The organism is Kitasatospora sp. NPDC040550, assembly GCF_055594965.1.
In genome coordinates this window covers 46816-68573 of the sequence record NZ_JBVIWC010000018.1, presented here as the reverse complement: position 1 = coordinate 68573, position 21758 = coordinate 46816, and the positions used below count along the sequence as shown (strand labels likewise).

The following is a 21758-nucleotide window of genomic DNA, read 5'->3' as shown; positions in this document are numbered from 1 at the left end:
CGCTCCGTCACCCCGCGGTCGCAATTGGTGTCGGGAATCTTCCGCTCCGCCGGGACGGGGCCTCCGGCCTGCGGAGACGGCCGGCGGCCGGGGCTCCCGGGGGCGCGTGCCGGGGTGCCGAGCGCCGCCCGGGGCGGCCGGGGCGGCCGGGGCCTCAGAGGCGGACGGGCTTCTCCAGGCGCACCTCGGCGGCGTCCAGCCAGGCGCGCAGCGGACCGTCCTGGCCCTGCTCCACGGCCTGGGCGACCGGGCCGGCCAGGTCGGTGCGGCGGACCCCGCCGAGCAGCAGCACCGGGCCGTCCAGCCAGTCCAGGCCGGGCGCGCCGCCCGCGGTGTCCACGGCGGCGCAGCAGACCATCGCGGTGACGTGGTCGACCAGCAGGTCGCGGCCGGTGCGGTCGGGCTCCAGCACCGGGGCCGGGGTGGTGGTGCGGGCCAGCTGGGCGGCCAGGGCGGCGGCCAGCTGCTCGCCGTCGCCCTCGGCCAGCCGGACCAGCAGCCGGGTGAGGGTCGGGGCGCCCGGACGGGACTGCGGGGCGAGCCGGTCCAGGGCGGACTGCAGGGCGGCGGCCTGGGCCCGCCAGCCGGCGTCCACCACCTCGGCCGGGTAGTCGGCCCACTCCAGCTCGTGCCAGGCGCCGGCCGCCGGGCGGCCGAAGAACAGCTCGGCGGCCAGTCGGGAGACCGCGCGGTCCACCGTGCCGGGCTCCTCCAGCAGGTCGCAGGCGGGGCGGTCGCCGAGCCGGGTGCCATAGCCGTCGGCCAGCCGGTCCCGGCGGGACAGCTCGGTGAGCGCGGCAACCACACCGGCGTTCAGGTGCGCGGGGTGGCGGCCGAGCCGCCAGGCGGGCAGCGCGACCCGGGTGAGCAGCCGGTCCCAGCCGGCGTAGGCCAGGCCGACCTGCTCCTGGGCGGCGATCCGCAGGCCGTAGTCGACCGTCCTGGCCTGCTCGGAGGCCCAGCTCGCGACGGACCGCTCCAGCTCGGCGGAGTGGCCGCGGCAGGCGCCCAGCAGCCGGCGGGTGACCCGCCGGGCGATCCGGTCGGCGAGCCGGGCCGGGCCCCGGCGGGGCGCAGCCGGCGGCACGGTCAGGGTGCCGCCGCCGAGACCGGGGGCCGCGGCCGGACCGGAGTCCAGACAGGCGTCCAGGGCGCGCAGGAAGCGGCGGGCGGCGGCGATCTCGGGGTCGGCGGAGGCCGCGGTGCCGGCCACCACGGGGGCGAGCAGGGCGCGCAGCTCGCCGGACCGCATCCACCACAGGAACGGCGAGCCGATCACCAGGACCGGCGCGGCGGGCTCGGGGTGCGGCCGCAGCGGGTGGGGGCGGCGCGGCGGTGCCACGTCCTCCAGCCAGCTGTCGCAGTCCGGGGTGAGCGCCACCGCGGACGGGGCCGGGACGTCCAGCCGCTCGGCCAGTTCGTCGATCAGCCGGTACAGCTCGGGGGCGCCGGCCCGCTCGACCGGCACCGCCGGGATCTGTGGCGGGACGGCCCGGCGCAGCGCCCGGGCGGTCAGCCCGGCCACCAGCAGGGTCAGCGCGGCGACCGCGCAGACCACCCACCGGACGGCGTCCCAGCCGGCGGCGTCGGAGGAGCCGGCGGCCCCGATCCGGCCGGTGAACCGGCCCGCGAGCAGGACCACCGCCACGGCGGCGGGCAGGACGGCCACGGCCAGGGCGAGGCCCCGGATCCGCAGGACCGCTTGGGCGTGAGCGCGCGCGGTGTCGACGGCCATACGGTGCGGCACCCCCTTCGGAGCCCTCGGGCACCCGCCACGGGCCCTGAGGCGACTCGAAACGATCAGTTCCGACCGGGAAGCGGAGGCGTCCGATCCCGGCAGTGCATGCTGTGTGGCGCTACTGACATTTTCGACGCCCCGGTCCGGGCGGGCGTTCCGGATCGCCCCGGTTTCCACTCGTCCCGGTGACACCGCCCGGTCGTCCCGGTGACGCCGCCGTCGGTCCGGCGACGCCGCCCGGAGGCCGCTACCGGTCCGGTGCGAAGCACCGGGCGGCCACCCGGCCGATCGCCGTCCAGCATCCCCCCGCGGGCGCGCCGCTACCCGGCGGCGACCCCGGCGCACGGCACCGTCGCACGGCGATCCAGCGCACCATAAGGCCGGGCGCCCGGTTACGTCAGCCGGATGCGGGTGCTGTCACCCGATGGGCTGGAATCCGCCCGCCGATCGGTGCGTCGGGCCCCGCAACCGCTCCGACCGGGGAAACGCCGCGGACGCTGCGCCCTGCGGGTTGTTCCGCCCGTCCTCGGGGCCCGCCCGCCGCCGGAGCCCGGCTCGCCCGCGAGCCCCGTCACGGCCCGCCATGAGCGCGGCCCCCGTGCGAAGGGTTCGCACGGGGGCCGCCGGGGTCGCGGTGGCGTCAGCCGTTGGCCGCCTTGAGCGCGATGTCGGTGCGGTGCTGGCCGCCCTTGAGGGAGATCCGGTCCACCGCCGCGTACGCGCGGTCGCGCGCCTCGGCCAGGTCGGTGCCGGTCGCGGTGACCGACAGGACGCGGCCGCCGGCGCTCAGCACCCGGCCGTCCCCGTCCGCCTTCGTCCCGGCGTGCAGCACGAACGCGGTGCCGTCCGCCTCGGCCTCGGCGAGGCCCTCGATCGGGTCGCCGGTGCGCGGCGCGGCCGGGTAGCCCTCGGAGGCGACGACCACGGTGACGGCGGCCCCCTCGTCCCAGCGCAGCGGCTCCAGCTGGTCCAGGGTGCCGGTGGCGGAGGCGAACAGGACGCCGGCCAGCGGGGTGCGCAGCCGGGCCAGCACGACCTGGGTCTCCGGGTCGCCGAAGCGGGCGTTGAACTCGATCACCCGGGTGCCGCGCGAGGTGAGCGCCAGGCCCGCGTACAGCAGGCCGGAGAACTCGGTGCCGCGGCGGCGCAGCTCGTCCACGGTCGGCTGCAGGACGGTGTCCAGGACCTCCTGGACCAGCCCGGCGGGCGCCCAGGGCAGCGGCGAGTAGGCGCCCATGCCGCCGGTGTTGGGGCCCTCGTCGCCGTCCAGCGCGCGCTTGAAGTCCTGCGCGGGCTGCAGCGGCAGCACGGTGGTGCCGTCGGTGACGGCGAACAGCGAGACCTCGGGGCCGTCGAGGTACTCCTCGATGACCACCCGCTCGCAGGAGGCGGCGTGCGCCAGCGCGGCCGCGCGGTCGGAGGTGACCACGACGCCCTTGCCGGCCGCCAGGCCGTCGTCCTTGACCACGTAGGGGGCGCCGAAGGCGTCCAGCGCCTCGGCGGCCTCCTCCGCGGTGGTGCAGACGTACGAGCGGGCGGTGGGCACGCCGGCGCCGGCCATCACGTCCTTGGCGAAGGCCTTGGAGCCCTCCAGCTGCGCGGCCGCGCCGGAGGGACCGAAGACCGGGATGCCGGCCGCGCGGACGGCGTCGGCGACGCCGGCCACCAGCGGGGCCTCGGGGCCGACCACCACGAGGTCGGCGCCGAGTTCCGCGGCGAGTGCGGCGACCTGGGCGCCGTCCAACTGGTCGATGGGGTGGACCGTCGCCACCTGGGCGATCCCGGCGTTGCCCGGGGCACAGTGCAGCTCGGTCACGGAGGGATCTTGGGACAGGGAGCGGCACAGGGCGTGTTCGCGGGCGCCGCCGCCGATGACGAGGACCTTCACGCCTGGCAGCGTAGTCGGTGGCCTGTTCCGGCCGCTCTCCGGTCCCGTCGGATCCTCCAGGAGGAGCCGTCCGTACACCGATGAGCTAGGAGGATCCTCCAAGTCGGACCGGGTCGGATGGGCGCCGGGTGTCCGGGTCAGGACGGCGGGTCACCGGCGCCTCGCTCGGACGGGTGAAATCTCCCCGGGTCCCGCAACCGCCCCACCTCGTGTTCCGGTGGCCGAAACCGGTAACGATCACCGGGGAAGCTCCCCGCGGTCAGCCATTTGGCGGTAAGAAGTGCTGTTGGACAACCACCGGCGGACGTCGCGTCAGCCGATGCGCCGACAGACCATGCCGCCCGCCCGCCACAGGGAGCCCCACAGGTGAGCCAGCCGGAAATGCAGCCCGAGGAGAGTGCCTGGGGCAAGGAGATCGGTGAGGAGGACCAGCCCGCCGCAGCCGTGGCCCGGCGGGCCTCCACCCGGTACCGGACCGATCTGAGCGCCCGCCAGTTCCCGCTCGGGGACTGGGGCGAGCCCGCGGAGCGGCTGGAGGAGCTCTACCGCTGGTCCGAGGAGCGGGCGGTCGAGGCGATCGAGTGGTACCGCCGGGACCGGATCTGGAAGCGCCGCTGGGCGCGCCTGCTGCGCTTCGGGTCGGCCGGCTTCGCGGCGGGCGGGGTGACCGCCCCGCTGGTGGGCCTCACCGGCACGCTCGCCCACGGCACCGCCTGGGGCTACGTGGGCTTCGGGCTCTCCGCCGCCTGCTACGGCGCCGACCGGGTCTTCGGCCTCACCTCCGGCTGGATGCGGGACGTCTCCACCGCGCAGGCGCTGCAACGCCGCCTGGAGGCCTTCCAGTTCGACTGGGCGTCGGAGTGCGTGCGCGAGGTGCTCGGCCCGACCGAGGGCACCGCGGGCGAGGCCGCCGAGCGCTGCCTGGGCGTGCTGCGCCGGTTCTGCGAGGACGTCTCGGACATGGTCCGCACCGAGACCTCGGAGTGGATGCTGGAGTTCCGCGCCTCGATGACCCAGCTGCCCACCCAGTCCGCGGGGACCTGGGGCGGCCGCACCGAAGCCGGGGTGGGCGCCCAGGTGCGGGTGCTGCCGCCACCGGGGACGAGGCCCACCATGCCGCGTCAGCGGCCGCCGGAGGGCCCGCTGCGCTAGCCGGACGGGCCGGGGCCCGGGGTCTGGGAGCTGAGGCCTGAGGCCTGAGGTCTGGGAGCTGAGGCCTGCGGCCCGGGCCTGGGCCCGGGCGAAGGCGAAGGCGGCGCCGGGGCGTTACGCGAAGACGATCATCGAGCCCTGGCCGAGGCTTCGGGTCGCCGCCGCGTACAGGCCCGACCACGCGTGCCGCTCCCGGGCGAAGGGGTGCAGGTCGTCGATCGGCGGCCCGAACGGCTGCTCCAGGCCGGTCGGCCCGAGCGGTCGGGTCGGGCTCGGCGGGTTGAGCGGGTCGATCCCCAGGGCCGGTGCCACGGCCTGCAGTTCGCGCAGCAGTCCGTGGCTGGAGCCGAGCGGGCCGCCGGCGGCGAGCAGCGTCTCGTCCACCAGCGGGGCCTGAAACTCGATCGGCACGTAGGCGCCGGCGTGGTCGAAGTGCCAGACCAGGTGCGACTGTTCGGCGCTGCTCTCGAACATCTCCAGCAGCTGCTCGTAGTCGCTGCCGAGCGCGTCGACCGGGGTGATGTCCAGGCCGGTGAGGCCCAAGAGGTAGGCGCGGCGCAGGAAGTGCAGCGAGTCGTAGTCGAAGGCGGCTATCGGCTCGACCGCCCCGCTCAGCCCCGGGACGAACTGGTAGACCGGCACTTCGGGCAGGCCGCGCGAGGTGAGCACCGCGTTGTAGAGCGCGAGGTCGTCCCGGAAGGGGTTGTCGGGGCTGTGGCTCAGCACGTCCACCAGCGGGACGAGCCAGAGGTCGCAGGCCATGGCCGGCAGTTCCTCTCCGGACGGCGGGATCGCCCGCGGGGCGGGGCGACGACGGGGGCGGGGTCGGTACCCGGACGGCCCGTGCGGGCGGCCGGTCCGACGACCGCCCACCCTACCGGCCCGGGGCCGGACGCGGATCGGGCCGTCCCTGCGGAGCCTCGGGGGGCGGCTCGGGCAGCCGTCGGCCGAACCTGGTGTGCGGCACCCAGCGCGGCTGCGGCACCAGACCGAGGCCGAGTCCCAGCTCACGGCCCAGTTCGCGGCCGACCTCGTCACCCCGCCGGGGCCGCCCGCCCCGGTCCGCCCCTGGCTCCGGCGCGGCCCCGTGCTCCTCCGCGCCCTCCGGCGCCGGCCGGTCCACCGGGAGCAGGCGGGACCGGTGCCACGCCGACTGCGGCCCGGGCGGCTCCACCGGGACGGGCAGCGGCTCGCCGTCCGCGACCTCGGTGAGCAGCCCGAGCACCGACACCGACTCCAGCGGCCGCCCGGCCAGCCCGGCCAGCAGCCGGACGGTGAACAGGTTGTACTCGCAGATGATCCGGTGCGCGCCGTGCAGGTCGCGGGCCCCGATCGCGTCGACCAGGTCCGGGTGCCGGTCCCAGCAGACCCCGCCCAGGGTGGGCATCGCCCGCAGGTAGCGCGCGGCGAACATCCAGGACTGCACCCGCAGCCAGTCCAGGTACTCCGCGATCCGGCGGTTGCCGAGCAGGGCGGAGACCTCCTGCCAGAACCGGCGGTCGCAGCCCACCATCACGTCCAGGTTCCCGGCCCGGGCGGCCCGCACCGCCGCGTCGGCCCGGCGGCTCAGCGAGGGCAGCCGGGTCAGGTCGGGCAGGGACCGACGGGTGGCGAACTGGCGGTGGAAGCTGTCGGTGAGCAGCACCCTGGCCTCGAAGATCTCCAGGAAGTCCTCCCAGCCCAGCTCCGGCACCGTGAAGCCGCGGTGGTGCTCGGCCCGCAGCAGCCCCTGGGCGCCGAGGTCGACCAGCGCCTCGCGGGCCGGGGTCGCGGAGACGCCGTACAGCTCGGCGATCTCCTTGACGGTGAAGTTGCGGCCGGCCTCCAGCCGGCCGGCCATCATCTCCTCGCGGAGCGCGCCGGCGATCTGCTCGCGCAGGCTGTTGCGCTGGATGACGGGGCGGGGGGTGTCGCCGGCGCCGGTGCCGGACATGCGCGCGACCTCCTGGGGCGGGCCACCGTACCGACCCGCGACGGACCGGCCGACCGGCGGCGGGGAACACGACGAGTGCTCATCTTCTCAAACGGACCCGGAACAGGTACGAACCAACCCTCCCGGCCCCCCGCGCCCCCGCCCGTGCCTACCGCTGGACCGGCGCCGGGATGCCGAGCAGGCGGTCCCGCAGCACCGGGAACTCCTCGCGCGCCCGACCCACCTCGGCCGGGTCGAACTCGACGGTCAGCACCTCCTCGCCCGCCCCGGCCTCGGCCAGCACCCGGCCCCACGGGTCCACCACGATGCTGTGCCCGGCCTGCTCGACCCCGGCGTGCGTCCCGGCCGTGTTGCAGGCCAGCACGAAGGCCTGCTCCTCCACCGCCCGGGCCCGGGCCAGCAGCGTCCAGTGCTCGCGCCGCCTGGCCGGCCAGGCCGCCGGAACCACCAGCAGCTGGGCCCCGGCGTCCAGCAGCGCCCGGAACAGCTCCGGGAAGCGCAGGTCGTAGCAGGTGGCCAGGCCCAGGGTGCCGAACTCGGTGGGCGCGGTGACGATCTCCTGCCCGGCGCCCATCACCACCGCCTCGCCGCTGTCGAAGCCGAAGCGGTGGATCTTCCGGTAGGTGTGCACCAGCTCGCCGTCCGGGGCGAACACCATCGAGGTGTTGTAGATCGGACCGTCCGGGTCGCGTTCGACGATCGAACCGGCGTGCAGCCAGACCCCGGCGGCCCGGGCGGCGGCCGCCATCGCGTCCGAGGTGGGCCCGTCGAGCGTCTCGGCACCCTCCGACCAGAGGTCGTGGGCGAAGCCGCCGAGCGGCCACAGCTCCGGCAGGACCACCAGGTCGGCACCCTGCTGGGCCCGTACCAACGACGCGGCCCGGGCCCGCCGTTCGGCGGCCGGCTCGGCGTCGGAGACCGCGAGTTGGATCAATGAAGCGCGCACAGTACCACCGTCCACGGCAAGAGACCTACGATCGTCACCCGAAAGCGCTGCCCAGCTGTCTCCCGGCAGCGTAACGTGCGGTTAGCGTGTGCGCCCGGAAGCCGGACCATCCCGGCCGACCGCGACGGCCGGGCGCCGAGCGTAGGAAAGCTGACGGAGGGCCGGAGATTCCCGTGACGGACAACCAGACCGTGCAGGCTTACACGGAGGCGTGGACCCAGAGCATCGAGTCCATATCGGAGCTGGTCGCCCCCCTCCCCGAAGGCTCCTGGAACCGGGCCACCGAGTGCCCCGGCTGGTCCGTCCGGGACGTCGTCTCGCACGTGATCGCGGTCGAGTCCGAGCTGCTCGGCGACCCCCGCCCGATCCACTCGCTGCCGCGTGACCTTCGCCACGTGACCACCGAATTCGCCCGCTACGTCGAACTGCCCGTCGACAAGCGCCGCTGCCACACCGCGCTGGAGATGACCAGCGAGCTGGAGTACACGATCATCCGCCGCTCCCGTGCACTGCGGAACGCCAAGCAGACGCCCGGGGAGCCGGCCCGCTGGCCGGCCGGGCCGCTGGCCACGGACGTGCCCTACCACCAGCTGCTGCGGATGCGGGCCTTCGACGTCTGGGTGCACGAGCAGGACCTGCGCCGGGCCCTCGACACCCCGGGCAACCTGGACTCCCCCGGCGCCCTGATCGCCCGGGACGTCCTGCTGGAGCTGCTGCCCAAGGCCGTCGCCCACACCGCCGGCGCCCCGGCCGGGACGGCCCTCGTCCTGGACGTGACCGGCCCGGTGGAGTTCCTGCGCACCGTCCGGGTGGACGCCGGCGGCCGCGGCAGCGTCGACGAGTCGATCAGCCTGGCCCCCGACGTCCAGCTCACCATGGACTGGGAGACCTACGTCCGCCTCGCCTGCGGCCGCGGCCGTCCCGGGCCGGTGAGCGTCGAGGGCGACAAGGAGCTGGCCGAGCGGGTGCTGGCCAACTTCTCCGTCACCATCTGACGCCTCTCGCCGTACCCGGCCCGACCCGGCGCGCGCCACCCGGCGTACACGCACGACCGTGCGCCGGGTCGGCACCACTCGTGCACCCATGCGTCAATCCAGCACCAGCAACCTCACCTGTTTGGCCTCGTTTCACCGGGCAGCACTGCCATCACCCGGAAGAAGGAGGGGCGTCCGCATGGACGACGAACAGGAACAGCAGGAACAGCAGGAACAGATGGTGCTGGTGCGGTCGAGCTTCCCGGTCACGGGGCAGCCGATCCGGGTCGTGATGATCGACGGGGAGCCGTGGTTCGCCACCAAGGACGTGTGCGCCGTGCTCGATCGGGGCAGCCCGGGCTGGGCCGGCAAGATGGTCGGCCCTGACGACAAGCAGACCGTCGACATGCGCTCGGTAAGGGTGAGTTCAACTCACTCATACGACGTTTCCGCAGGTGGGAATGGATCCGTCCGTGGAAATCCCTCTCTGAGCCTCATCAGCGAGGCGGGGCTCTATCTTCGACCACGAGGACTGGCCCGGTCTGACCTTCCACTCGGACGGGACGGTCCACTGCCGGCACGGGGAGATGGTGCTCCACCTGCCGGGCCGGGAGGAGGACAGCGGGCCGCCGTTCGGCGCGTACTTCGCCTGCCCCGGCGGGGAGCGGGTCGGCATCCGGGGCAGCCGGATCGTCCCGGGGTGCCCGAAGTTGAAGCTGGTGGACCTGATCCGCCTCCGAACGGCAGTAGCCAAGCACCCGCAACCGGTGATCCGCTCGGCTCCGTCACCGACCGTGCCGCCGGAGGGCACGGTTCTCTGCCTCATTGACCGGGTCCAGCTCTACGGTCGCCCACCGGAGATCACTGAGGTGCTCCGCGGCCTCGGGCTGTAGCAACGGCAAACCACCCATCAGATGGGGCCATTCGACATTCCCGCAGGTCGGAAACCCTACGCATCCGCCGCCGCAACCCTCCGCCGGAGCCGCAGGATCATCGCCGTCCCCAGCGCCAGCGGCACGTACTGCCAGCAGAAGGCCCAGCGGAAGGCGTCGGCGGAGTAGGCGCTGGTGCCGGACGGGGAGAGGGCGTCGAGCAGGACGCCGATGCCGAACAGGGTGATCATCGTGCCGATGAAGCCGCCCATGTTGACGATCCCGGAGGCGGTGCCGAGCCGTTCGGCCGGGTTGCGGGTGCGGGCGTAGTCCAGGCCGACCAGTGAGGCGGGGCCGTTGCTGCCCATCACCAGGATGATCCCGATCAGCAACCACATCGGCGGGTGCCCGCCGGGCCAGGCGAGCACGAGTGCCCAGCCGAGCGCGGTGGTGGCGATGACGGTGAGCACGATGGGCATCCGGGTCCGGGCGGTGCGGGAGAGCAGCCGGCCGAAGAGGAACCCGCAGGCCATGTTGGCGAGCACCAGCAGGGTCAGCAGCCCGCCGGCCTCGCCCCGGGACATGCCCTGGGCCTCGATCAGGTAGGGCATGCCCCAGAGCAGGCCGAAGGCGTTGCCGGGGAACTGGGTGGTGAAGTGGATCCACAGGCCCAGCCGGGTGCCCGGCTCCCGCCAGCAGTCCTGGATCTGCCGTCGGACCTTCGGGCGGGCGACCGGCGTGCCGACCGGCGGCTCGACCGGTCGTACGGCCGTCGGCGCCTCCTTGAGGAACAGCGCGACCAGGGCGAACACCGCCACGCCGAGCAGCGCGATCGCGGTGAAGGTGGGCGTCCAGCCCTCGCTGTGCAGCGCCTGGGCGAGCACCACGGTGGTGACCAGGTTGCCGCCCATCCCGGCGAGGCCGGTCAGCTGGGCGACGAACGGGTTCTTCGCGGCCGGGAACCACCGGGCGGCGATCCGCAGCACGCTGATGAAGGTCATGGCGTCGCCGCAGCCGAGCACCGCCCGGGAGGCCAGCGCCGGGGCGAAGGAGGAGCTGAACGCGAAGGCCAGCTGGCCGGTGCTCAGCAGCAGCACGCCGAGCAGCAGCACCCGGCGCGGCCCGAACCGGTCGACCAGCAGGCCGACCGGGACCTGCATGGCCGCGTAGACCAGCACCTGGAGGATCGAGAAGGTGGAGAGCGCCGAAGCGCCGATGCCGAAGCGCTCGGCGGCGTCCAGGCCGGCCACGCCGAGGCTGGTGCGGTGGATGACGGCCAGGACGTAGACGCTGACGCCGACGGACCAGGCCAGCCAGGCCGCGCGGCCGCCGGGCGGTACGGGGGCTCCGGCCGTCGGCGGCTCGACGGCGGATCGAGGAGCGGGGACGGACAGGGACGCGGCTGAACGAGCGGGCTCCACGGTCATAGTCCGTCCAGACTAGTCATCCCATGATTGGACGCCCAGGTCCCCGCGGTGTGAGCTCGCGAACCCCGCCCGGCCCTCGTCCGGCGCCCGTCCGGCGCCCGGACGGCCCCCGCCGGCGCCCGTCCGGCTCTCAGCCGGTGACCGTCCAGGACACCGACCGGGTCATGTAGCGGTCCCGGAAGGCCTCGTCCCGCACCCAGTCCGTGGTGTCCCGGACGGTCGCCGTCACGGTCGCCGTCCGGCCCGGGGCGAGGTCCAGCTGTGCGGTGTCCAGGCGGCCCCCGTCCACGGCCTGCGGGGCGGCCGGGGCGCCGTCCACCTTCCAGTCCACCGTCAGTTGCCGGGCGCCGGTCAGCGGCAGCGGCCGGACGTCCAGCCGGGGGAGCCCGGCGACCTCGCCGGGCGGCGGCGACGGGGTGTCGGTCGGCCGGACCTTGCGGTACAGCTCCTCGACGATCGCCTCGCGGGAGGGCAGGTTGTAGGCACTGCCCAGGGTGCGCATCACGGAGTCGGGGGTGGGCCGGTAGAGGCCGTTGGCGCTGCGGTACGCCCCGACGATGCCGGCGCCGTCCGGCGAGACGGCGCCCAGCCAGCGCCACCACTTGGTCTGCTTCTTGAGCATGTCCTCGGCGTTGAGGGTGGAGAGGTTCGGGTAGTCGGCGTCGTCCGGGGCGCTGTCGTACTCGTCGCCGAGGTCTCCCACGGTGTGGCCGATCTCGTGCTGGATGATCCGCCCGGCGTCCGGGCTGCCCCCGGCGAGGGTGGTCACCCCGGTGCCCCCGGCGCCGCCGTACTCGACCGAGTTGGCCAGCGCGATCAGGTACTGCGGGCCGGCGCTGTCCCCGGCGTAGCGGGCGGTGGCGCCCTCGTCGGCGCAGAGCAGCCGGGCGGTGCCCTCGCACCAGAAGTGCATGCCCAGCGGGGTGGCGGGGTGGCGGCCGCGGCTCTCGGTCTCGGCTATCCCGGAGGTCGGGGAGACCACTTCGACCCGCCGTATGTTGAAGAACCCCTGGTAGGTGCGGAACGGCTCGATGTCCATCAGCGCGTGCCAGGCCTTGTCGGCCTGCTGCCGGAACGCCTCCTGCTCGTCCGCCGTGTAGCCGTCGCCGAGCAGGACCAGGGTGACCCGGTTGGTCGGGTCCCCGGTGCGGCGTATGTCGAAGGTCGGGGCGGCGGCGGGCATCCGCTGGTCGGCGCGGAGGGCGGTGTGCGGGGGCACCGCCCGGTCGACGGGGGCGCCCGCCCCGATCACGCCGAAGGGCGAGGGGCCGACGAGTTCCAGGGCGGCCGGGAGTACGGCGGTGGACACCAGTACGAGGGCGGCCAGACTCCGGACGAGACGGCCAGGGTTGCCAGCAGGCATACGGGTGCGTCCTCGGGGCTCCGGTCACCCGGTGTCGCCCGGGTGGTGGAGCGGAGACGTACCCGCACCGGCGTGTCGCCCCCACCGGCCGCAGAAAATGTCACCGACCTGGCCGAACGATTCCCGTTCTACCTGTCATACCAATCAATTTCCGGGCTCCCTCCCGGCGAGACTCCCCCACGAGACTCCCCCACGAGACTCCCCCACGAGGCTCACCCCGACGCTCACCCCAGGGCTCACCCCAGGGCTCACCGGGCGCGCCTCCCCAGCTCCAGCACCAGGTGCGTCCCGAGCCCGAAGAGCAGCCCCCAGAAGGCCGAGCCGATGCCGAACAGGCTCATCCCCGAGGCGCTCGCCAGGAAGGTCACCACCGCCGCGTCCCGCCCGCGCTCCGCCGCGACCGCCGCCGCCAGGCTGCCCTGCAGCGAGGCCAGCAGCGCGACCCCGGCGATCACCGCGATCAGCTCCTTCGGCAGCCCGGTGAACAGGCTCACCAGCACCCCGCCGAAGCTGCCCACCAGCACGTACAGCACGCCCGAGGCCATCCCCGCGACGTAGCGGCGGCGCGGGTCCGGGTGGGCCTCCGGGCCGGAGCAGATCGCCGCCGTGATGGCCGCCAGGTTCACCCCCGGCGAGCCGAACGGTGCCACCAGCACCGACATCGCCCCGGTCGCACCGATCAGCAGCCGGTCGTCGGTCCGGTAGCCGAAGGCCCGCATCACCCCGAGTCCGGGCGCGTTCTGCGAGGCGAGGGTGACGATGGTGAGCGGCAGCGCCAGCCCCACCAGGGCCGACCAGGAGAAGGCCGGCACGGTCAGCACCGGCACGGTCGGCCCGCCCGAGCCCAGGTGCAGCGGCAGTCCGACGGTCAGCGCCGCCAGCGCCCCGCCGACCACCAGCGCGATCAGCACGGCGTACCGCGGCGCGAACCGCTTGGCCAGCAGGAAGGCCGCGAAGCTGCCCACCACCAGCACCGGAGCGCCGTGCACGGCACCGAAGATCCCGGCGCCGAAGGAGAACAGGATGCCCGCGAGCATCGCGTTGACGATCCCCACCGGCACCGCCGCGATCAGCCGGCCGAACCACCCGGTCACCCCGAACAGCGCCACCACGGCCGCGCTCACCAGGAACGCCCCGATCGCCTCCCGGTACGGGTAGTGGCCCAGGCTGGTCACCAGCAGCGCCGCCCCCGGCGTGGACCAGGCGGTGATCACCGGCGTCCTGGTCCACCAGCTGAGCGCGAAGCCGCTCACCCCGCTGCCGATCGCCACCCCCCAGATCCAGGAGGAGGTGTGCGCCGGGTCCAGCCGCCCGGCGGCGGCCGCCGCGAGCACCACCACCAGCGGCCCGGAGAACGACACCGCGACGCAGACCAGCCCCGCCAGCAACGCCGGCACCGACACGTCCCGCCGCAGCGACCGGCGTTCGCCGTCCCCGGCCGCCACCGTCTCCGGGCTGATCGTCAGTTCATCCGTCATTCCGGCAGTATCCCGAAGCCCTACCGGAGACTCCCGGGAAACCTTCCAACTCACCTGCAACCCCCGCGGGGGATGCGCGTCTGTACGAATGAAGGCGCGGAGCCGGGGGCGCCTCCGCCCGGCGGAAGCGGGGGCGGTCGTCCCCGCCCGACACACCGCCCGTCACCCGGCCCTGGGGAGTCACGTCATGCGCATGTCCGTTATAACCCGTTATGCAAAGAACGCCCGCACCGCTGACACCGGCTGGGCCTAGTCGTATCCGTCGGTCGACCGGCGGATACCCGAAGGGGCCCTGCTCCGCACGGCGGTGCGGAGCAGGGCCCCTTCGTCACGGCTCCGGGAGCGTCAGCCCCAGGTGATCAGGCGCTTCGGGAACTCCAGCAGCCCGGCCACGTCGGCCAGCACCCGGGATCCCAACTCCCCGTCCACCAGGCGGTGGTCGAAGGAGAGCGCGAGCGTGGTCACCTGGCGCGGGACGACCTTGCCCTTGTGCACCCACGGCAGTTCCCGGACCGCGCCGAAGGCGAGGATGGCCGCCTCGCCCGGGTTGAGGATCGGGGTGCCGGTGTCGACGCCGAAGACGCCGACGTTGGTGATGGTGACCGTGCCGCCCTGCATGTCGGCCGGCGAGGTCTTGCCCTGGCGGGCGGTCTCGACCAGCTCGCCGAGCGAAGTCGCCAGGCCCGAAAGGGTCTTGGACCCGGCGTCCTTGATGTTCGGGACGATCAGGCCGCGCGGGGTGGCCGCGGCGATGCCGAGGTTCACCTGGCCCTTGACCACGATCTCCTGGGCCGCCTCGTCCCACTGGGCGTTGATCTCCGGGTGCCGCTTGATCGCCACCAGCAGCGCCTTGGCAACCAGCAGCAGCGGGCTGACCCGGACGTCCCGGCCCAGTTCGCCGCTCTCCTTGAGCTTGCGGACGAACTTCATCGTGCGGGTCACGTCGACCTGGACGAACTCGGTGACGTGCGGGGCGGTGAAGGCCGAGGCCACCATCGCCTGCGCGGTCGCCTTGCGGACGCCCTTGATCGGCACCCGGACGTCGCCCGAACCGGACACCGGCACCGGAGCCGCCACGGCCTCGACGACCTCGACGGCCTCGGCCACGACCGGCTCGACGACCGGAGCGGCCTGGGCCGCGGCGTGGGCGTGCAGGTCCTCGCGGGTGATCACCCCGCCCGCACCGGTCGGGGTGACGGACCGCAGGTCGATGCCCAGGTCCTTGGCCAGTTTGCGCACCGGCGGCTTCGCCAACGGCCGCTCACCGGCAGGCAGTTCGGCGGGCGCGGCCGGAACGGCCGGAGCCGGCGCAGCGACCGGGGCCGGGGCAGCGGCCGGAACGACCGGAGCCGCGGCCTTCGCCGTGGCGGTGGCCGTGGTGGTCCGCCGGGCCCGGCGCTGGGCGGTGCCGGTGCGCGGGCCGTACCCGACCAGCACCTCCCGCCGCTCCGGCTCGGCCTCGGCGGCCGGAGCCGCGGCGACAGCGGGCGCCGGCGCGGGCACGGCGGCCGGAGCGGCCCCCGCCTCCCCGGCGACCGCCACCGAGATGATCGCGGTGCCGACGTCGACCGTCGCGCCCTCGGGGAAGAAGAGCTGCTCGACGACCCCGTTGAACGGGATCGGCAGCTCCACCGCCGCCTTGGCGGTCTCCACCTCGCACACGACCTGCCCGTCGGTGACGGTGTCACCGGGCTTGACGTACCAGCTGAGGATCTCGGCCTCGGTGAGGCCCTCGCCCACGTCGGGCATCTTGAACTCGCGGAGCGAGCGAACTTCGGTGGTCATTTCGCTCCCCGGTATCAGTACGCGAGCGCGCGGTCGACGGCGTCGAGCACGCGGTCCAGGTCGGGGAGGAACGCCTCCTCGACGCGGGACGGCGGGTACGGCGCGTAGTAGCCGCCGACCCGCAGGACCGGTGCCTCCAGGTGGTAGAAGCACCGCTCGGTGAGCCGGGCGGCCAGCTCGGCGCCCATGCCCAGGAAGACCGGGGCCTCGTGCACCACGACGGCCCGCCCGGTGCGCTTGACCGACTCCTCCAGGGCGGCGAAGTCCACCGGGGAGAGCGAGCGCAGGTCGACGACCTCCAGCCGGCGGCCGTCCTCCTCGGCGGCCGCAGCGGCCTCCAGGCAGACCTTGACCATCGGGCCGTACGCGATCAGCGTCGCGTCGGTGCCGGGGCGGACGATCCGGGCCTCGTGCAGCCCCAGGTCGGCGGCGGCGCCGACCTCGCCCTTGTCCCAGTAACGCCGCTTGGGCTCCAGGAAGATGACCGGGTCGTCGGACTCGATGGCCTGCCGCAGCATCCAGTGCGCGTCGTGCGCGTTGGACGGGGTGACCACCCGCAGACCGGCGGTGTGCGCGAAGTACGCCTCGTGCGACTCGCTGTGGTGCTCGACCGCGCCGATACCACCCGCGTAGGGGATGCGGACGGTGACCGGCATCTTGACGTGCCCGAGCGCGCGGGCGTGCATCTTCGCCAGCTGGGAGACGATCTGGTCGAAGGCCGGGTAGACGAAACCGTCGAACTGGATCTCCACGACGGGGCGGTAGCCGCGCAGCGCGAGGCCGATCGCGGTGCCCATGATGCCGGACTCGGCCAGCGGGGTGTCGATCACCCGGTCCTCGCCGAAGTCCTTCTGCAGGCCGTCGGTGATCCGGAAGACGCCGCCGAGCTTGCCGATGTCCTCGCCCATCAGGACGGTCTTCGGGTCGTTCTCCAGCGACTTGCGCAGCGCGTCGTTGAGCGCCTTGGCGATGCTCTGACCGGCCATCAGTGGTTCTCCCCCGCCTCGAAGGAGGCCGCGTACTCGACGTATTCGGCCCGTTCCTGATCGACCAGCGCGTGCGGCTCGCTGTACACGTGGTCGAAGATCAGCGTCGGGTCCGGGTCCGGCATGCTGCGCACGCCCTCGCGCACCCGCAGCCCCAGCTGCTCGCTCTCGGCGTCGACGGAGGCGAAGAACTCCTCGTCCGCCAGGCCCTCCTTCTCCAGGAGGGTGCGCAGCCGCAGGATCGGGTCCTTGGCCTTCCAGGCCTCGGTCTCCTCGGTGGCCCGGTAGCGGGTGGGGTCGTCGGAGGTGGTGTGCGCGCCCATCCGGTAGGTGAAGGCCTCGATCAGCACCGGGCCGTTGCCGCTGCGGGCGTGGTCGAGCGCCCAGCGGGTGACCGCGAGGCAGGCCAGCACGTCGTTGCCGTCGACCCGGACGCCGGGGAAGCCGAAGCCGGAGGCGCGGCGGTACAGGGGGATCCTGGTCTGGGTGGTGGTGGGCTCGGAGATCGCCCACTGGTTGTTCTGGCAGAAGAACACCACGGGCGAGTTGTAGACCGAGGCGAAGGTGAAGGCCTCGTTGACGTCGCCCTGGCTGGACGCGCCGTCGCCGAAGTACGCGATCACCGCGTCGTCGGTGCCGTCCTTGGTGATGCCCATCGCGTAGCCGGTGGCGTGCAGGGTCTGCGCGCCGATCACGATGGTGTAGAGGTGGAAGTTCTTCTCGTTCGGGTCCCAGCCGCCGTGGTTCACGCCGCGGAACATGCCGAGCAGGTTCAGCGGGTCGACGTCGCGGCACCAGGCGACGCCGTGCTCGCGGTAGGTCGGGAAGGCGTAGTCGCCGGGGCGCATGGCCCGGCCGGAACCGACCTGGGCAGCCTCCTGGCCGAGCAGCGAGGCCCACAGGCCCAGCTCGCCCTGGCGCTGGAGCGAGGTCGCCTCGGCGTCGAACCGGCGCACCAGCACCAGGTCGCGGTAGAGGGAGCGCAGCTCCTCGGGAGTGGTGGTGAGGGGGTAGTCCGGGTGCTCGACCCGCTCGCCTTCCGGCGTGAGCAGTTGGACGAGCTCCGGCTGGACGTCCGTCCCCGTGGCGCGGAGGGTGTCAGGAACAGCGGGGGCCGCCTTCTTGCGGGTCCTCGCCGTGCTTTTGACGGTCACGTTCACTCCTCGGTCTGTCCGGCCGCCCGGGGTCGCCGGTGACCGGTCCGGTCACCGCCTCGCGGGGCGCGCGTGGGTGTGCGCACCTACTGCGTGGCAGGTGGTGATCCTGTTCCGACGGCGTCCCTCACGAGAACGTTACCCAGCGTCCGCCCTTGGCGCGCTTGCGCTAGGACGTCCTACTTGTTCAGGGCCTACAAACCCCGAGGGTGCCGCGCCCGGCTCGCCGTCGGAAGGGTGGGGGTGACGGTCGGCGTGACGCAGCTCTCAATTCGAGCGCCTTCAGGACACCAGCGCACGTTATCCGGGCGGAAGCCCGTACGTAAGGGGGTTCTCGGTATCGGTTTCGGTCGGGTGTGGCTGGATCACGCCTTTACGGCACTGGGGACGATAGGCCTTTTGTACGGTGGTATGGGAGGCTTTGGGCGTGACTGATAACGGACAAATCAGGGTGTTCCTGCTCGACGACCACGAAGTCGTCCGACGGGGCGTGCACGACCTGCTGTCGGTCGAGGACGACATCGAGATCGTCGGCGAGGCCGGCACGGCCGCCGAGGCGCTCACCCGGATCCCCGCGGTCCACCCCGACGTCGCGGTGCTCGATGTCCGGCTGCCGGACGGCAACGGGGTCGAGGTCTGCCGCGAGATCCGGTCCCGGCTGCCCGAGATCAAGTGCCTGATGCTGACCTCGTTCTCCGACGACGAGGCGCTGTTCGACTCGATCATGGCCGGCGCCTCCGGCTACGTCCTGAAGGCGATCCGCGGCACCGACCTGATCACCGCCGTCCGGGACGTCGCGGCCGGCCGCTCCCTGCTCGACCCGGTCGCCACCAGCCGGGTGCTCGCCCGGCTGCGCGACGGCGGCGAGAAGGAGGACGAGCGGCTGGCCCAACTCACCAAGCAGGAGCGGCGGATCCTCGATCTGATCGGCGAGGGGATGACCAATCGTCAGATCGGCAACGAGTTGCACCTGGCCGAGAAGACGGTGAAGAACTACGTCTCCAGTCTGCTCGCCAAGATGGGCATGGAGCGACGCACCCAGGCGGCGGCGTACGTGGCGCGGCACCAGGCCGATCATCAGTACTGATACGGTCCTTCACACATGTGACGGTTTGTCAAGGGCCCCCACCAGGGGGCCATAACCTCTGCACGTGACTTTCAGCCAGACCCTCGCCTGCGCCCCGGCCCGCCCCGACCTCTCCGCACCGCCGATAGGGACCCTCAGCCCACCGGTACCGCGCAGCGCACTCGCCGAGGTCCTGGCCCGCTTCCGGGTGGGGCGGCTGCTCACCGCCGAACCGGTCGCCGAAGGCCTGCTCAACCGGGGTTACCGGGTCACCACCGAAGCCGGCGCGTACTTCCTGAAGTGCTACGTCGACGCCGCCACCGCCAACCGCCCGAAGATCCTCGCCCACCACCGCGCCATGACCGACCTGCACGCCCTCGGCCTGCCGGTGGCACCCCCGCTGAGCTGCTCCGACCGCGGCGCGACGGTGGCCGGCCTGAACGGCCGCCTGTTCGCCCTGTTCCCCTGGACCGATGGCCGACACCGGCACGGTACGGAGCTGGAACCGCCGCAGTGCGACGCCCTCGGCGCGCTGCTCGGCCGACTGCACGGCGCGCTCGACGACGTCTGCGCCCCCCTCGACCAGCCCGACGGCTACCGCAGCGCCGACCCCCTCGACAGTGCCGAACTGGCCCGCGACCTGCGGCGCCACGCCCGCGAGCACCGCCCGAACGGCGACCTGGACGCCCTCGTCGTCCGACGGCTCGACGAACGGCTGGAACTGCTCGCCGAGCACGCCCACCGACGGCCCGACCCGCTCGCCGCCCCGCCCACCGGCTGGACCCACGGCGACTTCCACGGCCTCAACCTGATCCACACCGCGGGCCCGGACGGCGGCGAGCGGGTCACCGCCGTACTCGACTGGGACAAGCTCGGCCCGCAGCCACGCGCCGAGGAGGCCGTCCGGGCCGCCACCCTGCTCTTCAACGACCGCACCACCGGCACCCTCGACCTGGTCCGGGTCCGCCGCTACTCCCAGGCCTACCGGGCCTCCGGCGCGGCCACCGCCGAGCACCTGGCCGCCGCCGTCCACCGGGTCTGGTGGGAGCGGCTGAACGACTTCTGGATGCTGCAGTGGCGCTACCAGCGGGCCGACCACCGGGCCGACCCGCTCTACCCCGCCTCGGCGGGCCAGTTGGCGTGGTGGTGCCAGGAGTACGAGCAGGTCCTGGACGCCTTCGCCAACTGATCCGTCAGGGGTTGGCGGGGGGCGGCAGCGTGGCCCCGCCCACGCCCCCGCCGCCGGACGGCTTCGTCGGCGGAGCCGACTTCGAGGGCGTCGAGCCGTCGCCGGCCGGCACCGACGCCGTGGAGCTCGCCCCACCGGTCGCCGTCGCGGAGGCGGTCGGCGTGTGGGTGGCCGAAGGCGTCGGGGTCGGGGTGTGCTTCCCCGTCGGCGACGGCGACATGTTGTTGTTGCCGCCCCCGCCGCCGCTCCCGCCGTACGTCCCCGGGTCGCTCGGCAGCTGCGGCCGCCGGCTGCCGGAGGTCGACGGCGGCGGGGTCAGCTGGCCGCTCTGGGTCGGCGTGGTCGACTCGACGGTGCTGACCGCCGGCTCCGGCGTGTTGGGCACGACGGGCGTCTTCGCGTCGCCGCCGCTGAGCGCGAAGGCGATCCCGGCCCCGGCCGCGACCAGCACGGCGATCCCGCCGGCCACCCAGCCCCAGGGCCCGCGCCGCCGGCCGCCGTGGTCGCCGTGGTCGTCCTCGCCGCCACCGCCGTACGAGCCGCCGCCCTGGTACGGGGAGGGGGTGTGCGGGCCGCCCGTGGAGTACGGCAGCACCGAGGTCTGGTCCCCGGCGCCGACCGCGCCGAAGGCCTGGGTGGCGCCCGCCTGGTCCGGCCGGAGCACCTGGGTGGCCCCGGTGTCCCCGGGCAGCCCGGTGCCAGCGCCGACCCAGCCGGCCCCGCCCGCGCCGTGCATCTCGCGCAGCGCGTGCTGGAGGTGGGCGCGGAACTCGTCGGCGTCCTGGAAGCGGTCGTCCGGGTTCTTGGCGAGCGAGCGCAGCACCAGCGGGTCCAGGCCGACCGGCACCCGGCTGTTGGCCTGCGAGGGCGGCATCGGCGGGTCCTGGACGTGCTGGTAGACCACCGAGAGCGGGGTGTCGCCGGTGAACGGCGGGCGCAGCGTGAGCAGTTCGAAGAGCATGCAGCCGGCCGCGTACAGGTCGGACCGGTGGTCGACCGGCTTGCCGAGCGCCTGCTCGGGCGACAGGTACTGCGGGGTGCCCATGACCATGCCGGTCTGGGTCATCGTGGTGGCCCCGCCGGTCAGCGCCCGGGCGATGCCGAAGTCCATCACCTTGACCGCGCCGGCGTTGGTGATGATCACGTTGGCGGGCTTGATGTCGCGGTGCACGATGCCGTTGCGGTGGCTGTAGGCCAGCGCCTCCAGCACCCCGGCGATGATGATCAGCGCCTGGTCGACCGGCGGCGCCTCCTCGTCCGCCAGCAGCTCGCGGACGGTCCGGCCCTCGACCAGCTCCATCACGATGTACGGCGTGGACTCGTCCCCGACGTACTCCTCGCCGGTGTCGTAGACCGAGACGATCGAGTGGTGGTTGAGCGCCGCGACGGCGTGCGCCTCGCGGGTGAAGCGCACCCGGGCGATGTCGTCCTGGGCCAGCTCGCCGCGCAGCAGCTTGACCGCGACGGTGCGGCCCAGCCGGACGTCCTCGGCGGCGAACACCTCGGCCATGCCGCCGCGGCCGAGCCGGTGGGTCAGCCGGTAGCGGCCGTCGCCGACCGTGCCCATCGGCACCCCGCGGCCCGGCGTCTGCGAACCGCCGAACGGCGGCAGCGCGGAGGTCGCTGATTCGCTGCCCGGCTCGGGGATCCTCGGCGTGCCGCCGGTCCGGCCGTTCGCTCGGGCACCCGTCTCGTCGTCCGGCTGCTGCGTCTGTGCCATCGCTCCTCGCCCCGGGCGTTCGCTCGGATTCGCGGTGCCCTGTCGCTTACGTGTCCCCGAACGCTACCGCTTCCGGCGCGCACCCGT

At 73.9% G+C, this 21758-nt stretch carries 17 protein-coding genes and 1 pseudogene; 6 read left to right on the top strand and 12 right to left on the bottom strand.

What is annotated here, in order from left to right; all coding sequences use genetic code 11:
* Positions 1 to 154: 154 nt before the first annotated feature.
* A complete protein-coding gene (locus tag ACZ58X_RS25280; RefSeq protein ID WP_470335879.1) occupies positions 155 to 1735 on the bottom strand; it encodes a hypothetical protein in 1581 nt (526 codons plus the stop codon).
* Positions 1736 to 2378: 643 nt separating this feature from the next.
* A complete protein-coding gene (gene purD, locus ACZ58X_RS25275; RefSeq protein WP_470335878.1) occupies positions 2379 to 3626 on the bottom strand; it encodes a phosphoribosylamine--glycine ligase in 1248 nt (415 codons plus the stop codon).
* 366 nt (positions 3627 to 3992) lie between these two features.
* Between purD and ACZ58X_RS25270 the strand changes: the two genes are divergently transcribed.
* Positions 3993 to 4778, top strand: a complete 786-nt coding sequence (locus ACZ58X_RS25270) for an SLATT domain-containing protein (protein ID WP_470335877.1) — start codon at positions 3993 to 3995, stop codon at positions 4776 to 4778.
* Positions 4779 to 4892: 114 nt separating this feature from the next.
* Here the strand turns inward: ACZ58X_RS25270 and ACZ58X_RS25265 are convergent, their stop codons facing one another.
* From ACZ58X_RS25265 to ACZ58X_RS25255, 3 genes are all read right to left on the bottom strand, one after another.
* Positions 4893 to 5540, bottom strand: a complete 648-nt coding sequence (locus tag ACZ58X_RS25265; RefSeq protein WP_360227495.1) for a hypothetical protein — start codon at positions 5538 to 5540, stop codon at positions 4893 to 4895.
* A gap of 112 nt (positions 5541 to 5652) precedes the next feature.
* Positions 5653 to 6711: a GntR family transcriptional regulator gene (locus ACZ58X_RS25260; RefSeq protein WP_470335876.1), complete on the bottom strand. Its 1059-nt coding sequence runs from the start codon at positions 6709 to 6711 to the stop codon at positions 5653 to 5655.
* Positions 6712 to 6859: 148 nt separating this feature from the next.
* Complete coding sequence (locus ACZ58X_RS25255; RefSeq protein WP_470335875.1) at positions 6860 to 7657, bottom strand: carbon-nitrogen family hydrolase; 798 nt, start codon at positions 7655 to 7657, stop codon at positions 6860 to 6862.
* Positions 7658 to 7830: 173 nt separating this feature from the next.
* Here ACZ58X_RS25255 and ACZ58X_RS25250 point away from each other — a divergent pair, with 173 nt between their 5' ends.
* The 3 genes and pseudogenes from ACZ58X_RS25250 to ACZ58X_RS25240 all read left to right on the top strand — a co-directional run bounded on the left by ACZ58X_RS25250 (position 7831) and on the right by ACZ58X_RS25240 (position 9524).
* Entirely contained in the window at positions 7831 to 8652 is an 822-nt protein-coding gene (locus ACZ58X_RS25250; protein WP_470335874.1) for a maleylpyruvate isomerase family mycothiol-dependent enzyme, read from the top strand.
* Between the two features lie 88 nt (positions 8653 to 8740).
* Positions 8741 to 9136: pseudogene (locus ACZ58X_RS25245) on the top strand (BRO-N domain-containing protein); the annotation flags it as partial.
* An 82-nt stretch (positions 9137 to 9218) separates the two neighbouring features.
* Positions 9219 to 9524: a hypothetical protein gene (locus ACZ58X_RS25240; RefSeq protein WP_470335964.1), complete on the top strand. Its 306-nt coding sequence runs from the start codon at positions 9219 to 9221 to the stop codon at positions 9522 to 9524.
* A 56-nt stretch (positions 9525 to 9580) separates the two neighbouring features.
* Here ACZ58X_RS25240 and ACZ58X_RS25235 read toward each other — a convergent pair whose 3' ends face one another.
* From ACZ58X_RS25235 to pdhA, 6 genes are all read right to left on the bottom strand, one after another.
* Positions 9581 to 10930 carry an MFS transporter gene (locus ACZ58X_RS25235; RefSeq protein WP_470335873.1) on the bottom strand — a complete coding sequence of 450 codons (1350 nt, stop codon included), beginning with the start codon at positions 10928 to 10930 and terminating at the stop codon, positions 9581 to 9583.
* Between the two features lie 130 nt (positions 10931 to 11060).
* The gene (locus tag ACZ58X_RS25230) at positions 11061 to 12293 is read right to left on the bottom strand and encodes a M64 family metallopeptidase (protein ID WP_470335872.1); all 1233 of its coding nucleotides are present in this window, start codon (positions 12291 to 12293) and stop codon (positions 11061 to 11063) included.
* Between the two features lie 248 nt (positions 12294 to 12541).
* Entirely contained in the window at positions 12542 to 13771 is a 1230-nt protein-coding gene (locus ACZ58X_RS25225) for a benzoate/H(+) symporter BenE family transporter (RefSeq protein ID WP_470335871.1), read from the bottom strand.
* A gap of 345 nt (positions 13772 to 14116) precedes the next feature.
* Entirely contained in the window at positions 14117 to 15556 is a 1440-nt protein-coding gene (locus ACZ58X_RS25220) for a dihydrolipoamide acetyltransferase family protein (RefSeq protein WP_470335870.1), read from the bottom strand.
* Between the two features lie 14 nt (positions 15557 to 15570).
* Positions 15571 to 16542: an alpha-ketoacid dehydrogenase subunit beta gene (locus tag ACZ58X_RS25215; RefSeq protein ID WP_470335869.1), complete on the bottom strand. Its 972-nt coding sequence runs from the start codon at positions 16540 to 16542 to the stop codon at positions 15571 to 15573.
* Positions 16542 to 17696 (bottom strand): pyruvate dehydrogenase (acetyl-transferring) E1 component subunit alpha, encoded by a 1155-nt coding sequence (gene pdhA / locus ACZ58X_RS25210; RefSeq protein ID WP_470335868.1) that lies wholly within the window; start codon positions 17694 to 17696, stop codon positions 16542 to 16544. The genes ACZ58X_RS25215 and pdhA overlap by 1 nt, the downstream gene beginning before the upstream one ends.
* Positions 17697 to 18123: 427 nt before the next feature.
* On the opposite strand from pdhA, the gene ACZ58X_RS25205 reads away from it, so the two are divergent.
* Together ACZ58X_RS25205 and ACZ58X_RS25200 are read left to right on the top strand one after the other, a co-directional pair.
* The gene (locus tag ACZ58X_RS25205) at positions 18124 to 18783 is read left to right on the top strand and encodes a response regulator transcription factor (RefSeq protein ID WP_350506572.1); all 660 of its coding nucleotides are present in this window, start codon (positions 18124 to 18126) and stop codon (positions 18781 to 18783) included.
* Between the two features lie 64 nt (positions 18784 to 18847).
* A complete protein-coding gene (locus ACZ58X_RS25200; RefSeq protein WP_470335867.1) occupies positions 18848 to 19951 on the top strand; it encodes a phosphotransferase enzyme family protein in 1104 nt (367 codons plus the stop codon).
* Between the two features lie 4 nt (positions 19952 to 19955).
* Here ACZ58X_RS25200 and ACZ58X_RS25195 read toward each other — a convergent pair whose 3' ends face one another.
* Positions 19956 to 21518 carry a protein kinase domain-containing protein gene (locus ACZ58X_RS25195; protein ID WP_470335962.1) on the bottom strand — a complete coding sequence of 521 codons (1563 nt, stop codon included), beginning with the start codon at positions 21516 to 21518 and terminating at the stop codon, positions 19956 to 19958.
* Positions 21519 to 21758: the final 240 nt, after the last annotated feature.